The organism is Desulfitobacterium sp. (assembly GCF_035539115.1).
Lineage (GTDB): Bacteria > Bacillota > Desulfitobacteriia > Desulfitobacteriales > Desulfitobacteriaceae > Desulfitobacterium_A.
The window spans coordinates 40,885-57,404 of the sequence record NZ_DATLJA010000084.1; the positions used below are offsets into that span (position 1 = coordinate 40,885).

Sequence of the window (16,520 nt, forward strand, 5' to 3'; positions counted from 1 at the left end):
GAGAGAATATTCTAGGTGAAAACTAAGAATATTGTAGAATATTGGATGCAAAATTCGAATGAGGGTTTCGCAAAACTGAAATTGGAAGGTTACGGTGTCTATATGCCATTTAAGAACCCTATATTATTAAACTCAACTTTTTCTGACGTTATATCCAAAAGTGAAGAAAATGAATTTAACAAAGAATTAATAAACCGGAATTTTTACCAATCTCAAAAATTAAATGTCATTTTAATTTTTATTTCTGTCATTCTTCTTTTCACAGACTTTCTTTATCAAAAGAAGGGGCTATGGACTTCCTTGCCCGGATATAAATATCTTTTTTATGCACATCTCTCGATGCTCTTTGTATCAATTGTATTGTTGCTTTTTTCTAAAGGTATAAAACCTAAGACTACGCGAGCAAAACAATTGTTTGTTATGATAGTTGCTTACTTTGTTACATTGAATTGTACTTTAATTTCGATTATCGATCAGCTTATCCATGGTCAGATTACAGTGTTTATTATTGGGGCATTTACTATTGCCGTAATGAATACGTTTAAACCGTCATCTAGTCTGAGAATTTATTTAACAAACTATTTGATACTTATTATTGGGATTACATTTTCCCAAGAAAACAGTGCTGCTTTAAGAGGACATTACACTAACGGAACCATACTTGTTGTGGTTGCGTGGTTCCTTTCCATACTTCTTTATGATGCTAAAGTCAGGGATTTCCTAAGTCGCAAAACGATTGAACATCAGAGAGGGAAAATGGAAAAGGCCAATGAACGACTTACAGATACTAACTATAAGCTTGAGGAATCACTCTCAGCACTTGATGATACCCAGAATATAATTTTTTCACTAGCTTTGGCTCTTGAATCTAAAGATCCGTATATCCATGGACATTCCGACCGGGTGGCTGAATCTGCTGTGGAGTTTGCCCGATATTTAAATTTAAGTGAATCAGATCAAGTTAATATTCATCGGGCAGCTATTCTCCATGACCTGGGTAAAATCGGCATTCCAGATGTCATTTTGAATAAAACGAATCAGTTAACCGAAGAAGAATGGTTGACAATGAAGTCTCACCCGGAACGGGGAGCTGCTATTTGTTCAAAACTTAACTTTGCCAAAGAAATTGTGCCGATAATCAGACATCATCATGAACGTTACGACGGTAAGGGTTATCCTGATGGCTTAAGCGGAGAGTCCATTCCTTTACTAGCTCGTATTATCAGCATTGCAGACACGGTTGATGCAATGACTTCAAGTCGTCCTTATCGCTCGGCGGGAACGTTTGAACAAGTATTAGAGGAATTGCAAAAATGTGCCGGGACACAATTTGATCCTGTTTTAGTATTCACCTTTATTTCTTTATATCAAGAGCAGGGGCAAAGGTGCATTGTTCCGAATAGTAGAGTCGTGGAGTCGTAAAAGTATCAGCAAAACAGAAGAGCATCCGCTTAATTAAGGCAGATGCTCTTTCTGCTTTTTCAGTATAATGCTCGTCAATAATGACAAGCTATTCTCAACAATTAGGGTTATCATTCCACGAAACTTCTATAGCAATCAGTTTTAAGAAGGATTTTGGCAACTGAATCATGAAATAGATCATTTATAATTGGATCGTCAGGAGAAAACATATGGAAATTGTAGTTGGGGTCACCGGCGCAACGGGAACGATTTACGCCATGAATTTATTAAAGGCCTTAAAAGCTACGGGTAAGGTCAATACTCATCTTATTATAAGCGATTGGGCTAAAAAAAATTTGGAAATAGAAACAGAGTATGCCCTCGAGGATATGGAAGGTTTAGCCACTACCGTATATGATAATAAGAATTTAGGAGCGAGAATATCGAGCGGCTCCTTTATCACGGAGGGCATGATTATTGTACCCTGTAGTATGAAAACGCTGAGTTCAATTGCCCAGGGCTATGACGATAATCTCATTTCCCGAACGGCGGGTGTCATGCTCAAGGAAGGCCGAAAATTAGTCTTAAGTCCCAGAGAGTCTCCCCTTAGCCCCATCCATTTAGAAAATATGCTCAAGCTATCACGAATAGGGGTAAGAATTGTTCCGCCCATGCCGGCTTTTTATACTCACCCCCAGAGTATTGAAGATGTCGTTAACCATCACATCATGAAACTATTAGACCAATTTGGACTGGAGTATGATCAGGCCAAACGGTGGAAGGGCTAAAAAGAAGAACAGACGATAGATTATTTAAAATCTTTATCCTCTGTTCTTCTTTTGTATTTAGATCTATCGCCCTCCAACTTCGCACAAACAGAAATATGACGTATAATAGATTTAATTCGAAAGAAAGATAAGGCTGTTTTACGTCTTCCTTCTAAGAAGAGAGGAGGAGTTTTATGCATACAGATGAGTTGCTTAATTTTCAGAATGAGTTATTGAACAAACTGGTAGCGGGTGGTGGACCGAGAGAACTAACCAAGCACATATCGATTTTACTAAAAAAAGAAGTGCTCATCACGAATCCCTCGCATCGCGTTCTTGGTTCCACGATTGCCAATGAGGATTTTAGTGTGGGTAAATTACTCAACGTATTGATAAGCGCGATTACTCCAGGCCGAGCCATCGTTTCCTCAGGAGAGCAGGAAGTCGAGGCCGTTATCATCGAGTTAAGTAATTCAGTGAAACGATTTGGTTTTCTACTGATTTGCGAACCGGGATTAGATGAGGAGAATAAAATTAAGATTCTCGCCCATCAAGCCAGAGCCGCTTGCGTCTTGGAATTACAAAAACAAGAGGAGCTGCTTGAGAACAGCCGCCAATATCGAGATGCTTTCCTTTTTGATTTGCTCTATGGAAATATCGAAGAGAATGCAGATATCATTACTCGGGGTGAAATTTGGGGTTGGAATCTTAAATTACCGCATATCGTGACCGTATTTGAGCTTGATGGCTTTGAACCATACTCCGAAGACCTTCAACTGGTTAAACTTCTTCATGAAATTGTGCAAATGGTGACGCAACCGCTGGAGAAAAAGGCAATTCTCATGCAAAAAAATGAAGAAGTTGTTCTTGTTTTACCCGTGGAAAACAAAAAACGTCATGGAAATAAAGATTATTTGAATATGATCCTTAAGCAAGTCATGGCTCAGGCTGAAGAGCATCTAACATCACGAATAGTTCGAGTTGGGGTAGGAAGGGAGTATGCCAATCCTTCCGAGATATTCCGTAGCTATCAAGAGGCAAAAGTTGCCTTGAAATTAGGCAGTTTGCTTCCAGATCAGAACCACACACCCTTCTTTATGGACTTAGGGGTAGCGAGGATTCTTTACAACCATGATCGACAGGAATTAATAGAGTTCTATCGGGAGACACTTGAGGATTTAGAACAATATGATAAGTCACAGAAGAATGAGTTGATGGAAACCTTGGAAAAGTTCGTTTCCCATCGCTGTGACTTGAAGGAAACGGCTGATTCACTTTTCCTGCATCCCAATACTCTGCGCTACAGACTGAAGCGAATTGAGGAGATTCTCAAGATCGATATGAAGGATTTTGACACGATTCTATCGTTAATGGTTGCCTTTAAGATAAGATACCTAATAAAGCGTTAGCTTGTGAGGAGGACCATGAGCAAAGAAGATAAGATTTTCTATAATGTTTGTCCGCGCAATTGTTATGAGACGTGTGGCATATTAGCCCATGTACAGGATGGAACGTTACTTAAAGTGGAGGGAGATCCTCGTCATGGATACACTCAAGGCCGGCTCTGCGCCAAAGGATATGCTTATACAGAATATGTGTATAGTCCCCAGCGACTACGCTATCCGTTAAGACAATATCCGAGAGGATCAGGAAATTGGCAACGCTTGAGTTGGGAGGAAGCCCTCGAGATTATTGCAATCAAGATTTTGGAGCTCCATCAGCGCTATGGGTCCTCCTTAGCTTGTGGCTACAATAAATATTCCGGGAATCTAGGATTTCTCCATTTTGCGACCGAGGGCATGTTCCGAGGCTTCGGCTCACATACCAAACTCTATGGAGATACTTGTTTGGCGGCGGGGAGTGAGGCTGTAGCCTATAATCGCGGACGGATTGTGATTCCAGATCCTGAGGATATGGTGGAATCAAAGACGATCGTTCTCTGGGGGGTTAATCCCGCACGGACCGCAATTCATCAATGGAATTTCATCAATCAAGCACGAGATAGAGGGGCTAAGCTGCTGGTTATTGATCCCCTATTTACGCCTTCGGCAGCCCAAGCAGATATCTATCTTCAGATTACTCCGGGAACAGATGGGCTCTTGGCGATGGCGGTTACTAAAATTCTCCTGGAAGAGGGACAGTTTAACCTGGAGGATATCAATGAACAAATCCTGGGTTGGGAATCCTTGCGGAGTTATCTTCAGGAAAAGGTGACCCTTGAATATGCGAGTGAGGTTACTGGGGTATCGCAAGAGGGAATGAGGGAGCTGGCGGCCTTTTATCTGGAGAAACCGTGTACCACTTGGGCCGGGTTTGGCCTTCAGCGGTATTCCAATGGAGGCCAGAATATTCGCTGTATCGACGCCCTAGTCGCCCTAAGTGGAAACCATCATCTTAAAGGGGGTGGGCTTTACTATAATAATCTGGTGGAGGACGTATTTAAACAAGATATTATGAACTTTCCGCGACCAGATAATCAGAATCCGATTATCGAGCGCAGTCTCGATATTAACTGTTTTGCCCAAGAGGCCTTAGCGCTAAAAGATCCTCCCTTAAAATTCTTATGGATTGCCAGCCGAAATCCCCTAAGTCAAGATCAAGATCTGCAGAATTGGCAAAAACTTTTGAAACAGCTGGAATTCGTGGTTACTGTGGATTTATTTATGAATGAAACGACAGCCCAATCGGATATCGTTTTACCAGCAGCGAGCCCTTTTGAAGATTATGATTTGCACCGAAGTTACTGGCATCAATGGATAGCGATTAATCAAAAGGCGATTCCCCCTTTTTTTGAAGCCAAGAGTGACTTGGAGATTGCTCGAAGTTTAACTCAGGTATTAAATAAGCTCCAGCCGAATTTCTCGAGCTTTCCCTACCAACTCACGGCTTTAGATTGGATAGCCGCTGAATTGACGCCGGAAATCCTCGCAAAGCTGGGGATAACCAAGTGGGAAGAGCTCCTGCAAGGGCCACGTAAACTCAAAATTTCGGAAGTGCCTTGGTATGAGCAGGTCTTTCAGACTAAGACGGGTAAATTTGAACTCTATTCGGCTGGAGCAAAGCAAAATCAACTTCCAGCCTTGGCTAGATTTCAAGAGCAGGAGACAAATTCTTCATATCCCTTACGCCTCCTCACTCCTCAGAGCATGTTTCGGATTCATTCCCAATACAGAGCGCTTTCTTGGTTGAGCCAGGATCAGGGGATGGAAATGGTGGAGATGAATCCTCACGATGCGGAACAAAGAGGTTTAAAGGAGAAAGACAACGTTGCAATTTTCAATGATTGGGGATCCTGTCAACGGCGAGTGAGGTTAAGCAAGCGTGTTCCTCAAGGGGTTGTTGTGATTGCCCAAAGTGGCGAAGACTCGGTTAATAAATTATTGGCGAAGCAAGCAGCAGATATGGGCACTCAATACTCAGGTTCACGAGGAGCGGCCTATTATGATGCCTGGGTAGAAATAAAGACGAAGCTCCAATAGTAAAGGGGGTGTGCGGGATAACGATGCTTAATTCTAAAGGTTTTCTCTTTAATGTTGATCGTTGTATCGGGTGCCGTTCGTGTGAAATTGCTTGCAAGAATGAAAATAAGACAGCGAGTGGGGTGCAGTGGCGGAGAGTTACCGAAAATGAAGATGGAACGTATCTGTCTATTGCTTGCAATCATTGTTCTAGTCCGGAGTGCTTTCGAGTTTGTCCTCAGCATGCTTACGTCAAAAGACGGGATGGAATAGTACTCATTGATTCCAACCGTTGCGCCGGGTGCAAAACTTGCGTTTCAGCCTGTCCCTATCATGCTCCCCAATTTGATCCTGTTCAGAACAGAACGAGTAAATGTAACTACTGCCTTGATCGTCAAAAAGCGGGTTTACTTCCGGCCTGCGTAACGGCTTGTTCAACGGGTGCTTTGCAAGTTTTAGATCTCGGTAAAGATTTCGATAAAGATACTCTGGCTACAGTGGAAGGGTTTCCAGATATTCGCTTGACTAACCCGTCGATCCGATTTTATCCAGCCAAGCCGAAGAAAAGATATTGGTTAAAGAATAGCTAAAAGCACCTCAAATCCGAGGTGCTTTTTTTTATACTAACAGAAACTTCCATGAACCTGCCGATTCACAGGGAGGTATGAAAATGTAGTCCATTTTCGTAAGAAAGTATAAGTTTTGGGCAGATAAACTCTAAGTGCAGCCAGCGGTTTTCGCTTTCCTACGATGAATGCGGTTAAGTTCGGCAGGATAAGGCGACTAAGGCCATCGCTTTGGCGCTGACCAAGTCTTCTATATCCTACGATGCATGTATTTATGCCCGGCAGGATAAGGCAACTATGACTACCACCTTCGCTAGGGCTTGGTGCTAGCCAAGTTTTCTTTATCGCTAAAGCTCGGCGAAAGCCGGGTTTTCTTTAGGCCTTCGTAGCGGTAAATACAATCATATGTCGATTTTTTTGTAGCTTTCTACAAATTTCTATGTGCAATAATGAACAATGAAAAGGAGGTGTTACTAATGAACAAAGAAAACCCGTTAGAAATGACTCAACCTTTATTAGAAACACGAATTTTTGTTTATGACGTATTAAGGAGAACCTTTTTGGAAGAACCCACGAAGGAATTCTTGAACATTATTACGGAAAAAGGATTCATCGAATCGTTTCCATTTACTAAGGAAAATGAAGACATTCACGAAGGGATAGAACATATTACTGCGTTTTTGCAGGAGCATGATATGAAGAGTGGAAGGGAGTACGATGACTTACACTGGGATTATACGCGCATGTTTATTGGACCGGATAAATTACCGGCTCCACTTTGGGAATCAGCATACTTGAACAAAGAGCGCCTTCTTTTTCAAGAACAAACCCTTAAGGTTAGACAAGCTTATTTAAAATATCAATTCTTGCCCAAGCATTTTAAACAGGAAGCCGACGATCATTTAGGCTTAGAACTGGATTTTATGTACCAACTGAGCGAACTATCCTTGAAATATTTACAACAACAGGATTTTACGGGGCTAAGGGAAGTCCTGGAAGATCAAAAGGTGTTTTTGCAAGGCCATTTACTAAAGTGGGTGCCTGAGCTAACTCAAAAGATTCTTGCAAGTGCTAACCTGGCCCTCTATCCAGGCATGGCGAAGATTCTTAATGGCTATCTCACCTTAGATCTTGAAGCTCTAGAAGAGCTTTTGGATATAAATTATGAAGGCGTTTTAAATTAACTGGAGGTGAATTAACGTGGCAAATCTCATTGAGAAGGCAAAAAATTACACAATGAGCAGAAGGTCTTTTCTAGGTTTATCAGCAGGAGCTGCAGCGGCGATTACGCTTCCAGGCTGTGGACTGACAAAAGTAGATTCGACTACGGCAGCGGCAAATCTAGCGAATAAGGAAGGGGAATGGATTCCTGCAGCCTGTTGGCACAATTGCGGTGGACGTTGCTTGAACAAAGCCTATGTTGTCGATGGGGTTGTCGTCAGACAGAAAACAGATGATACCCATCCCGACTCTCCCGATTATCCGCAACAAAGAGGTTGCCATCGCGGACGTTCCCAAAGACACGATGTATTTGGAGCTGACCGCATCAAATATCCGATGAAACGTAAAAACTGGGCACCCGGTGGCGGTAATAAGGAATTACGGGGAAAAGACGAATGGGTTCGTATTTCCTGGGACGAGGCAATGGATCTTGTAGCTGGAGAATTAAAGCGAATTAAAGAACAGTATGGAAATAAATCCATTCTTGGTTCAAGCAGACTCCTTAATTTCTATGGTGGGGGTCTTGTAAGATGGGGATCATCTTCATCAGGTGCATGGGGAGTCGTTCAAGAATGTATGACTGGTTTCTTCTCATGGAAGTCAAACGACAGACTGGACTGGAGAAATGCCAAACTCATTGTGATGTGGGGATCCAATCCTGCTCGTTCTAACTTGGGGAATCCGACTTACAACCTCATGCAAGCGAAAAAAGCGGGAGCAAAAATTATCATTGTTGACCCTGTTGTAACGCCAACGGTAAAAACCTTAGCTGACAAGCATATTCCTTGCCGGCCGGGAACGGATACGGCGCTGCTTTTGGCAATGGCTTATCACATGATCGAAAACAATCTCCAAGATCAGGATTTCCTTGACCGGTGTACAGTAGGATTTGATAAAGATCATCTGCCTGAAGGTGCAGATCCTAAGGAGAATTTCAAAGATTATGTTTTAGGCACTTATGATGGGGTTCCCAAAACTCCTGAATGGGCTTCGGAAATTTGCGGAACAGACCCCAAACTTATTAGGGATTTTGCAACAGAAATTGCGACAACCAAACCGATGATTTTTACTTCCTCCTTTGCACCTGCACGTACCTACAGAGGACAGCAATTCTGTCAGGCATTTCTTACCGTTGGCTGGATGACTGGAAACGTAGGAAAATCGGGTGCCGGGGTTTGGACGATGAACTATGCAGCAAATCAGAGTTATGGCGGTACAACCCTTGTTAAAGCTGGAGGTACAGGTCTTCCCCCTGCTAAAAATCCATTATTTCCGGATGTAACCTACGGAGCATACGACGGTTATAGATGGGCTAACCCCAAAAATCCGGTTGCCAATGGTATGGCTTATTGTGAAACCTATGACGCCATCTTAAACGGTGAATACACCGGAACAAACGGACGGGGAAAAGTTCCTTGCGATATCCGTTTGATTTGGTTGGTCCGTGATGGATACGGTTATAACTACTTAAATCAATCCTCTGATATTAATAAGGGAATTAAAGCCTTCCGCAAAGTCGATTTTGTCGTAACCAATGATATTGTTCTTTCAACCATCTCAAAATATGCGGACATCGTTTTACCTGCAACCACAGAATGGGAAAAAGATGGGACAATTTTACAGGGGAATCCGGAAGCGATCTTTATTACCCCAAAAGTAGTGGAGCCACTTTATGAGGCAAAAACAGAAGAGTGGATGGATCGTGAACTTGCAAAACGCCTCGGGCTGAATTCGGATGAAATTTATCCCATCAGCGGGAAACAACAATTTTTCAACAGCCTTGCCGGAGCTCAAGTGATTAAAGAGGACGGAGTAAATTACGAGACCTTGGTCACAATTACGGATAAAGATATTCAAGAATGGGGTATTAAAGGAAAACAGCAACAAGGAAAGATTGCCCTGAATGACTTGGTTAAACAGGGCGTTTACCAAGTGCCGAGAACTCCAGATGACAAACTCACCGTGATTCAGGGAGCAGATTTTGTGAAAGATCCGAAAGCCCATCCTCTAACGACCAAAAGTGGCAAACTCGAAATCCACTGTCAAGCTCTTTCAGATAAGATTGCGGCATACGGCTTGACGACGGTCCCGCCAATCGCGAAGTATGAACCGCCGCTGGACGGCTATGAAGCGACCTTTAAAGATTGGAAAAGCAAAGAAAAGGGGCAATATCCCTTCCAGCTCATTACGATCCACTACGGAAGACGTTCCCATTCCACATTCGATAATATTCCACAGCTCAGAGAAGCCTATCCTGAGGACTTTGTAATGAACACAAGAGACGGGCAAGCCCTTGGTCTTAAAAATGGAGAGACCGTTTTAATTGAGAGCGCCTATGGAAAAGTAATCCGGCCTCTTACCCTCTCCGAATCAATGATGCCAGGTGTGGTAACCCTGGGTGAAGGAGCCTGGGCAGAAATTGAGGATACAACAGATATTGATAAAGCCGGTGCAACAAACACGCTTTGCGGAGCTCGGTTAAGCGGACAAGGGGAAGAACCTTGGAATACAACGATTGTTCATGTTGAGAAATACACCGGTGAACCGTTAAAACCGGATGATGAGTGGAAGCAAAGAATCATATTTTAGGAGGTGACACTTGATGGGACAAAAAGGGTTCTATTATGATCAAGTTGTTTGTACGGGATGTAAAGCATGCCAAATTGCCTGTAAAGATAAAAATGATCTGAAAGTAGGGGAGCTGTTCCGCAAAGTATTTGATTTTGAAGGCGGAACATATCCAGATGTATGGGGCAGTTTCTTTTCCTTAGGGTGTAATCACTGTGATCATCCGAAATGTGCCGAGAACTGTCCAACGGGTGCTATTTACAAACGGGAAAAAGATGGTTTGGTCGTTCAGGATCGAAAAAAATGCATCGGCTGTAAACTGTGCACCTGGTCTTGTCCTTACGGACGTCCGCAATACCTTAAAGAACAGGGCAAAAGCGGAAAATGTGACGGATGCGCAGACTTGGTCGACCAAGGCCAAAATCCGGTATGTGTTGATTCATGCCCGTTGAGAGCAATCAAATTCGGGGATATTGAGGAACTGCGCCAAAAATACGGCAAGAATGCCGATGCGCCAGGTCTGCCGAGTTCTGAAACGACTCACCCCAATCTCATCATTAATGTTAAGAAACACTAAATCGTATCATCATTTAGCGTAAGGAGGTAAGGAAAAATGATATTTGCCGAAGAGTGGCCATTAATGACGTTTACGCTCTTAGCACAGCTGAGTATAGGCACGTTTATTATCTTAATGGTTATTAAAGCTCTTATTGGGAATCAAGACTCGCAAGCTTCAAAGGCACTGCGCTTTGGATTTACGGTGGTGGGCCCAGTTACTTTGTTAGCCTTAATTTTTTCCGTATTTCACTTAGGTGATCCCTTAGGTGCTCCGCGTTCCATCTTGAACCTTGCATCTTCTTGGTTAAGTCGTGAGATTTTAACGACGGGTGGCTTTTTCGCCCTATGGATTGTCTTTTGGTGGCTATCTCGTAAAGGGAAAGAAAGCCATGCTTTGGGGTGGGTCACAGCACTCGTTGGCTTAGCAGCGATCTTGAGTATGTCTCATATCTATAGTTCCTCAGTTCGTCCAGCTTGGGCCAATACGAACACATACGTCGCCTTTTTCGGAGCAACCTTGGCGATGGGCGTCTTAGGGGCTGTAAGTGTCTTTGTTTTGGGAATGAAGGGTAGTTTTTCCGAAGCTGTGACCAAGGCCCTTACAACGGTGAGCTATGTTGGTGTAGCAGCTGTCGTCTTGCCTCTGCTTTATTTCCCCATGTACCTATCTGGTCTGAAAACAGGTGGAGTAACTGCTGAAGCATCTGCCCAGGTTCTGACGGGAAGTATGGGTCTGCTGATTTTCAGGGCAATTCTCTCTGTAATCGGTGCCGTACTGCTGGTTTATCTGTTGAAAAAACAGGGGAACAAGGCTCAAAGCTTTCCTATGAGTGTGATTCTCCTGGCACTAGTTCTGGTTGTTGCTGGCGAATTTATGGGCCGGTATTTCTTCTACGCCTGTGGTATTTCGCCGATTATTGGAATCTGAGAAGAGTTCTTTCAGATTATGTGATTACTATAACTGGCATGAAGAATTTCGTTTCAAAGCACCTCGTACAAGCGAGGTGCTTTTTCTACTAACAGAAAGTAAAAGTTTAGGGCAGATAACATAAGTGCAACCAGCGGCTTTCGTTCTTCGCTAAGCTCAGCGAAAGTCGGGTTTTCTTTATACAAATAATCGACAAATTTTTTGTAGCTTTTTACAAAATGCTTTGTGTAATAATGAACATGAAAAGGGGGTGTTACCAATGAAACAAGAAAACGGCTTGAACGCTCAACCTTTATTAGAGGCGCGAGTTTTTGTTTACGATGTCTTAAGGAGAACCTTCTTAGAAGAACCTACGAAAGAGTTTTTGAACCTCATTATGGACAAAGAATTTACTGTAACGTTCCCATTTACTGAGGAAAATGCAGAGATTCGTGAGGGAATCGCTCAGATTGCTGTATTCTTGCAGGAGCATGATTTAAAAAGCGAAAATGAATACAATGATTTGCACTGGGATTATACGCGCATGTTTATTGGACCGGATAAATTACCGGCTCCACTTTGGGAATCAGCTTATCTAAATAAAGAACGGCTCCTTTTTCAAGAACAAACCCTTAAGGTTAGGCACGCTTACTTAAATTATCAATTCTTACCTAAACATTTTAAACAGGAAGCCGATGACCATTTAGGCTTAGAACTGGATTTTATGTACCAACTAAGCGAACTATCCTTGAGATATTTGCAACAAGAGGATTTCACAGAGCTAAAAGTAGTCCTAGAAGATCAAAAGGCGTTTTTGCAAGAGCACTTATTGAAGTGGGTTCCTGATTTAACTCAAAAAATCCTTGCAAGTGCTAATTTGGCCTTCTATCCTGGCATGGCCAAAATTCTTAACGGCTATTTAGCCTTAGATCTTGAAGCTCTTGAAGAGCTTTTGGATATAGATTACACGGTGTCTTAAATTAACTGGAGGTGAATGAACGTGGCAAATCTCATCGAGAAGGCAAAAAATTATTCGATGAAGAGAAGGTCTTTTCTGGGCTTAACGGCAGTTGCTGCAGCGGCGATTACGCTTCCTGGCTGCGGATTGGCTAAAGTAGATTCAACTACGGCAGCGGCAAATTTGGCTACGAAGGAAGGCAAATGGCAGCCTATAGCTTGTTGGCACAATTGCGGCGGACGTTGTTCAAACAAGGCTTATGTTGTGGATGGCGTGGTTGTGCGCCAAAAGACAGATGACACCCATCCTGATTCTCCGGATTATCCACAACAACGGGGATGTAACCGGGGACGTTCACAACGGATGCAAGTGTTTGGGGTAGACAGACTTAAATATCCTATGAAGCGGAAGAATTGGGAACCTGGCGGCGGAAAGAAAGAATTGCGCGGTCAAGATGAATGGGTCCGTATTTCTTGGGATGAGGCTCTGGAGATTGTCGCTAGTGAAATTAAGCGTATTAGTGGGAAATATGGCAATCGAGGTATTTTTGCTCCGTATCCTGGAGACATTGGACGTACCTTGTCTCTAGCGGGTGGATCCATTGGCATGTGGAGCACAGATTCTTGGGGTTCTTGGCGTTGGGGTCCTGAGAAAATCGGTATGCCCGAAGGGTACTTTGGCTGGAGTATCAATGACCGTTTAGATTTACGGAATTCTCAATTGATTGTAGTTGTTGGTGGTAATCCAGCTTGGAGTGCCGGGGGTAGCCCAACCTATAATTACCTTCAGGCCAAAAAAGCGGGGGCTAAATTTATCTTTATTGACCCGATTTTTAACGATAGTGCTGAATTACTCGCAGATCAATGGATTCCGATTAACCAAGGCACTGATCATGCGATGTTCCTAGGAATGGCTTATACCTTACTCAAGGAAGACGATCCTGTGAACAACAAGTTAATTGACTGGGATTTCTTGAATCGTTGTACCGTTGGTTTTGATAAGGATCATATGCCGGCTGGCGCAGATCCCAAAGAAAACTTCAAAGATTATGTACTGGGTATCTCTGATGGCATACCCAAGACCGCGGAATGGGCTTCGGAAATTTGTGGTGTCACAGCAGAGGTCATCCGTAATCTCGCGATCGAGATGGCCAAAACCGAGCGGGTAGCTTTGATTACAGCTTGGGCTCCTGCGAAGACACACAACTCAGATTCTTGGCCACAAATGTTCATGACCCTTGGGGCAATGACAGGCAGTATTGGCAAATCAGGTTGCATGACGGGAGTAAGTTGTCACTATGCAACGGGCAATGGTGGACCTGCACTCGTAACCTATGGTTTCGATAATGTTCCTCCGATTGCTAACCCGATTAAGGAAAGTATCAATTGTAATGAAATGTGGACAGCCATTCTTGATGGTAAATACACAGCGGGTTATAAAGATGTAAAAAATGTTAACATTCAAATGATTTACCATGGAGAAGAAGCCGTCCTGCAAACCAGAGCTGATCAAGTCAAGGGAATTACAGCTCATCGTAAAGTGGAATTCGTGGTTGCACATGGTCAATTCTTAACAACGAACTGCAAATATGCAGATGTTGTACTGCCAGTGAACACGCCATGGGAGAGAGTCGGTGGTTTCCCGTGGGACATGAACCGCGACGCTATGGTCTGGTGGACAAAGGTAACAGACTCTCTTTATGAATCGAAGAGTGATATGGACATTGCTCAAGAACTGGGAAAACGCTTAGGCTTTACAGCTGAACAAGTTTGTCCATTGAACGAGAAGCAGAGATTCTTAAATCAACTCGCCGGTTGCCAAGTCATTAAAGCGGATGGAAAGGGCATGGAACCCTTGATTACGCTTACGGAGGCAGATATCAAAGAATGGGGCGGAACAATTAAACCTCAACAAGGCCGGCTATCGCTCAAGGAAGCTCTAGAAAAAGGGCTATACCAAGTCGAACGTAAACCAGGCGATAATTTGGGTTATATTGCCTTCGAAGACTTTTATAAAGATCCTGCAGCTCATCCGCTCAAGACAAAAAGCGGTAAGCTGGAGATTCATAGTCAAGCTTTAGCCGATTTAATTAAAGGCTATGGTTTTACGGAAATTAAGCCTATTCCAACGTATAATCAGCCGATTGAAGGCTATGAGGACACGTTCAAAGATTTTAAAGCGAAAGTAAAAGGGGATTATCCTCTTCAAGTCATCAATCCTCACTATTTACGACGTTCACATAGTGTATTTGATAATAACCCCTGGCTGCGGGAAGCTTGGCCAAACCCTGTATTCATTTCCACAAAGGATGCAGAGGAACGAGGCATTAAAGAAGGCGATACCGTCCTAATTAGTAGCAAACACGGCAAAACTTTACGCCCTGCTCATGTAACTGAGACGATAAAACCAGGCGTAGTGGGACTTCCTCATGGGGCGTGGATTGAGATGGATGAGAAAAATCAAGTCGATAAAGCGGGATCCGATAATATACTGACAGGATCGATCCCAACCGGGCAAGGTATCGGAGGTTGGAACTCGACCGTTTGTCAAGTCGAGAAATGGACGGGAGAACCTCTCCAAGAAGATTCCAAATGGCCCCTACGGATCGTTCTCTAGAAAGGAGTGAATGACATTGGCACAAAAAGGCTTTTATTACGATCAAACAAGTTGTATCGGGTGCAAGGTTTGTCAGGTTGCTTGTAAGGATAAAAACAATTTGAAAGTAGGCCCGCGTTATCGCCGAGTCTATGATATCGAAACCGGTAAATTCCCGAATCCTCATCGCGCCCATTTTTCCATCGGTTGTAACCATTGTGATCATCCTAAATGTGTTGAGAACTGTCCAACTGGAGCGCTCCAAAAGCGGAAAGAGGATGGCATTGTAATCCTCGACCATGCTAAGTGCATTGGCTGTCGCCTTTGCACTTGGTCTTGCCCTTATGGAGCTCCTCAATATAAAGAGGATGAAGGCAAAGTAGGTAAATGTGACGGATGTTCAGACTTAATCGCTAAAGGGGAAAATCCGGCCTGTGTTGACGCGTGTGTGATGCGATGTTTACAATTTGGTGATATCGCCGAACTTCGTCAAAAATACGGCACCAATGCTGATGCACCAGGTCTTCCCAGTTCAGCGACGACCACTCCGAATATTGTAATTAAGGTTAAAAAACGTTAGAAATTAACTCGGTAAGAGTAAGGAGGTAAGGTAAATGGTGTTTGCTGAAGAATGGCCATTAATGACGTTCACGCTACTCATGCAGTTAAGTGTAGGGACGTTCCTCATTCTGATGGTTATCAAAGCCCTCATCGGGAGTCAAGACACTCAGGCTTCGAAAGCCTTGAGCTTTGGGTTTACAGCGGTGGGTCCAGTTACTGTTTTAGCTTTGATTTTTTCAGTGTTCCATTTGGGTGATCCATTAGGTGCTCCGCGTTCGATTTTGAACTTGGGGTCCTCTTGGTTGAGCCGAGAGATTTTAACAGCTGGCGGCTTCTTAGCGCTTTGGCTTATCTTTTGGTGGTTTTCCCGTAAAGGCAAAGAAAGCAATGCTCTGGGGTGGATCACAGCACTCGTTGGCTTAGCGGCGATCTTTAGTATGGCTCATATCTATAGTTCTTCAATTCGACCGGCTTGGGCGAATATGAATACGTATGTCGCTTTTTTCGGAGCGACCTTGGCGATGGGCGGTTTAGGTGCTGTTAGTGTCTTCGTTTTGGGGATGAAGGGCAGAGCCTTTTCTGAATCCATGACCAAGGCCCTAACATCGGTAAGTTATGTCAGTGTTGCAGCAGTCATTTTGCCTCTTCTTTATTTCCCCATTTACCTATCCGGCCTGAAAGCGGGCGGAGCAACGGCTGAAGCGTCAGCCCAGATTCTGACGGGAAGTATGGGCCTGTTGATCTTTAGTGCAATTCTCTCGTTGATCGGTGTAGTGTTGCTGGTTTATCTGCTGAGAAAACAGGGGAACAAGGCGCAAAGTTTTCCGGTGAGTACAATTCTCCTGGCACTAGTTTTAGTTGTCGCTGGAGAATTTATGAGCCGTTATCTCTTCTACGCCTGTGGTATTTCGCCTATTATTGGGGGCTAAGGAAGAAGAGAGAGGTTTATCTGTCAATAAA

13 protein-coding genes are annotated in these 16,520 nt (G+C 43.5%); all 13 read left to right on the plus strand.

Annotated features, from left to right (window positions below):
* Nucleotides 1-15: 15 nt before the first annotated feature.
* The 13 genes from VM640_RS13430 (at nt 16) to VM640_RS13490 (ending at nt 16,489) form a co-directional block, all read left to right on the plus strand.
* The gene (locus VM640_RS13430; RefSeq protein WP_325393049.1) at nt 16-1,422 is read left to right on the plus strand and encodes an HD-GYP domain-containing protein; all 1,407 of its coding nucleotides are present in this window, start codon (nt 16-18) and stop codon (nt 1,420-1,422) included.
* A 209-nt stretch (nt 1,423-1,631) separates the two neighbouring features.
* Nucleotides 1,632-2,189 carry a UbiX family flavin prenyltransferase gene (locus VM640_RS13435; protein WP_325393051.1) on the plus strand — a complete coding sequence of 186 codons (558 nt, stop codon included), beginning with the start codon at nt 1,632-1,634 and terminating at the stop codon, nt 2,187-2,189.
* 173 nt (nt 2,190-2,362) lie between these two features.
* Nucleotides 2,363-3,577 carry a PucR family transcriptional regulator gene (locus VM640_RS13440; protein WP_325393053.1) on the plus strand — a complete coding sequence of 405 codons (1,215 nt, stop codon included), beginning with the start codon at nt 2,363-2,365 and terminating at the stop codon, nt 3,575-3,577.
* A gap of 15 nt (nt 3,578-3,592) precedes the next feature.
* On the plus strand, nt 3,593-5,647 hold the full coding sequence (locus VM640_RS13445; RefSeq protein ID WP_325393055.1) for a molybdopterin-dependent oxidoreductase: 2,055 nt from the start codon (nt 3,593-3,595) through the stop codon (nt 5,645-5,647).
* Nucleotides 5,648-5,670: 23 nt separating this feature from the next.
* The gene (locus VM640_RS13450) at nt 5,671-6,216 is read left to right on the plus strand and encodes a 4Fe-4S dicluster domain-containing protein (protein WP_325393057.1); all 546 of its coding nucleotides are present in this window, start codon (nt 5,671-5,673) and stop codon (nt 6,214-6,216) included.
* Between the two features lie 452 nt (nt 6,217-6,668).
* Complete coding sequence (locus VM640_RS13455) at nt 6,669-7,376, plus strand: TorD/DmsD family molecular chaperone (protein ID WP_325393059.1); 708 nt, start codon at nt 6,669-6,671, stop codon at nt 7,374-7,376.
* Nucleotides 7,377-7,428: 52 nt separating this feature from the next.
* Nucleotides 7,429-10,002 (plus strand): molybdopterin-dependent oxidoreductase, encoded by a 2,574-nt coding sequence (locus VM640_RS13460; protein ID WP_414647997.1) that lies wholly within the window; start codon nt 7,429-7,431, stop codon nt 10,000-10,002.
* Nucleotides 10,003-10,015: 13 nt separating this feature from the next.
* On the plus strand, nt 10,016-10,558 hold the full coding sequence (locus tag VM640_RS13465; protein WP_325393063.1) for a DMSO/selenate family reductase complex B subunit: 543 nt from the start codon (nt 10,016-10,018) through the stop codon (nt 10,556-10,558).
* Nucleotides 10,559-10,594: 36 nt separating this feature from the next.
* The gene (locus VM640_RS13470) at nt 10,595-11,467 is read left to right on the plus strand and encodes a dimethyl sulfoxide reductase anchor subunit family protein (RefSeq protein ID WP_325393065.1); all 873 of its coding nucleotides are present in this window, start codon (nt 10,595-10,597) and stop codon (nt 11,465-11,467) included.
* A 259-nt stretch (nt 11,468-11,726) separates the two neighbouring features.
* Complete coding sequence (locus VM640_RS13475; protein WP_325393066.1) at nt 11,727-12,425, plus strand: TorD/DmsD family molecular chaperone; 699 nt, start codon at nt 11,727-11,729, stop codon at nt 12,423-12,425.
* A gap of 21 nt (nt 12,426-12,446) precedes the next feature.
* Nucleotides 12,447-15,020: a molybdopterin-dependent oxidoreductase gene (locus VM640_RS13480; RefSeq protein WP_325393068.1), complete on the plus strand. Its 2,574-nt coding sequence runs from the start codon at nt 12,447-12,449 to the stop codon at nt 15,018-15,020.
* Nucleotides 15,021-15,036: 16 nt separating this feature from the next.
* Nucleotides 15,037-15,579 carry a DMSO/selenate family reductase complex B subunit gene (locus VM640_RS13485; protein ID WP_325393070.1) on the plus strand — a complete coding sequence of 181 codons (543 nt, stop codon included), beginning with the start codon at nt 15,037-15,039 and terminating at the stop codon, nt 15,577-15,579.
* A gap of 34 nt (nt 15,580-15,613) precedes the next feature.
* The gene (locus tag VM640_RS13490) at nt 15,614-16,489 is read left to right on the plus strand and encodes a dimethyl sulfoxide reductase anchor subunit family protein (protein WP_325393072.1); all 876 of its coding nucleotides are present in this window, start codon (nt 15,614-15,616) and stop codon (nt 16,487-16,489) included.
* Nucleotides 16,490-16,520: the final 31 nt, after the last annotated feature.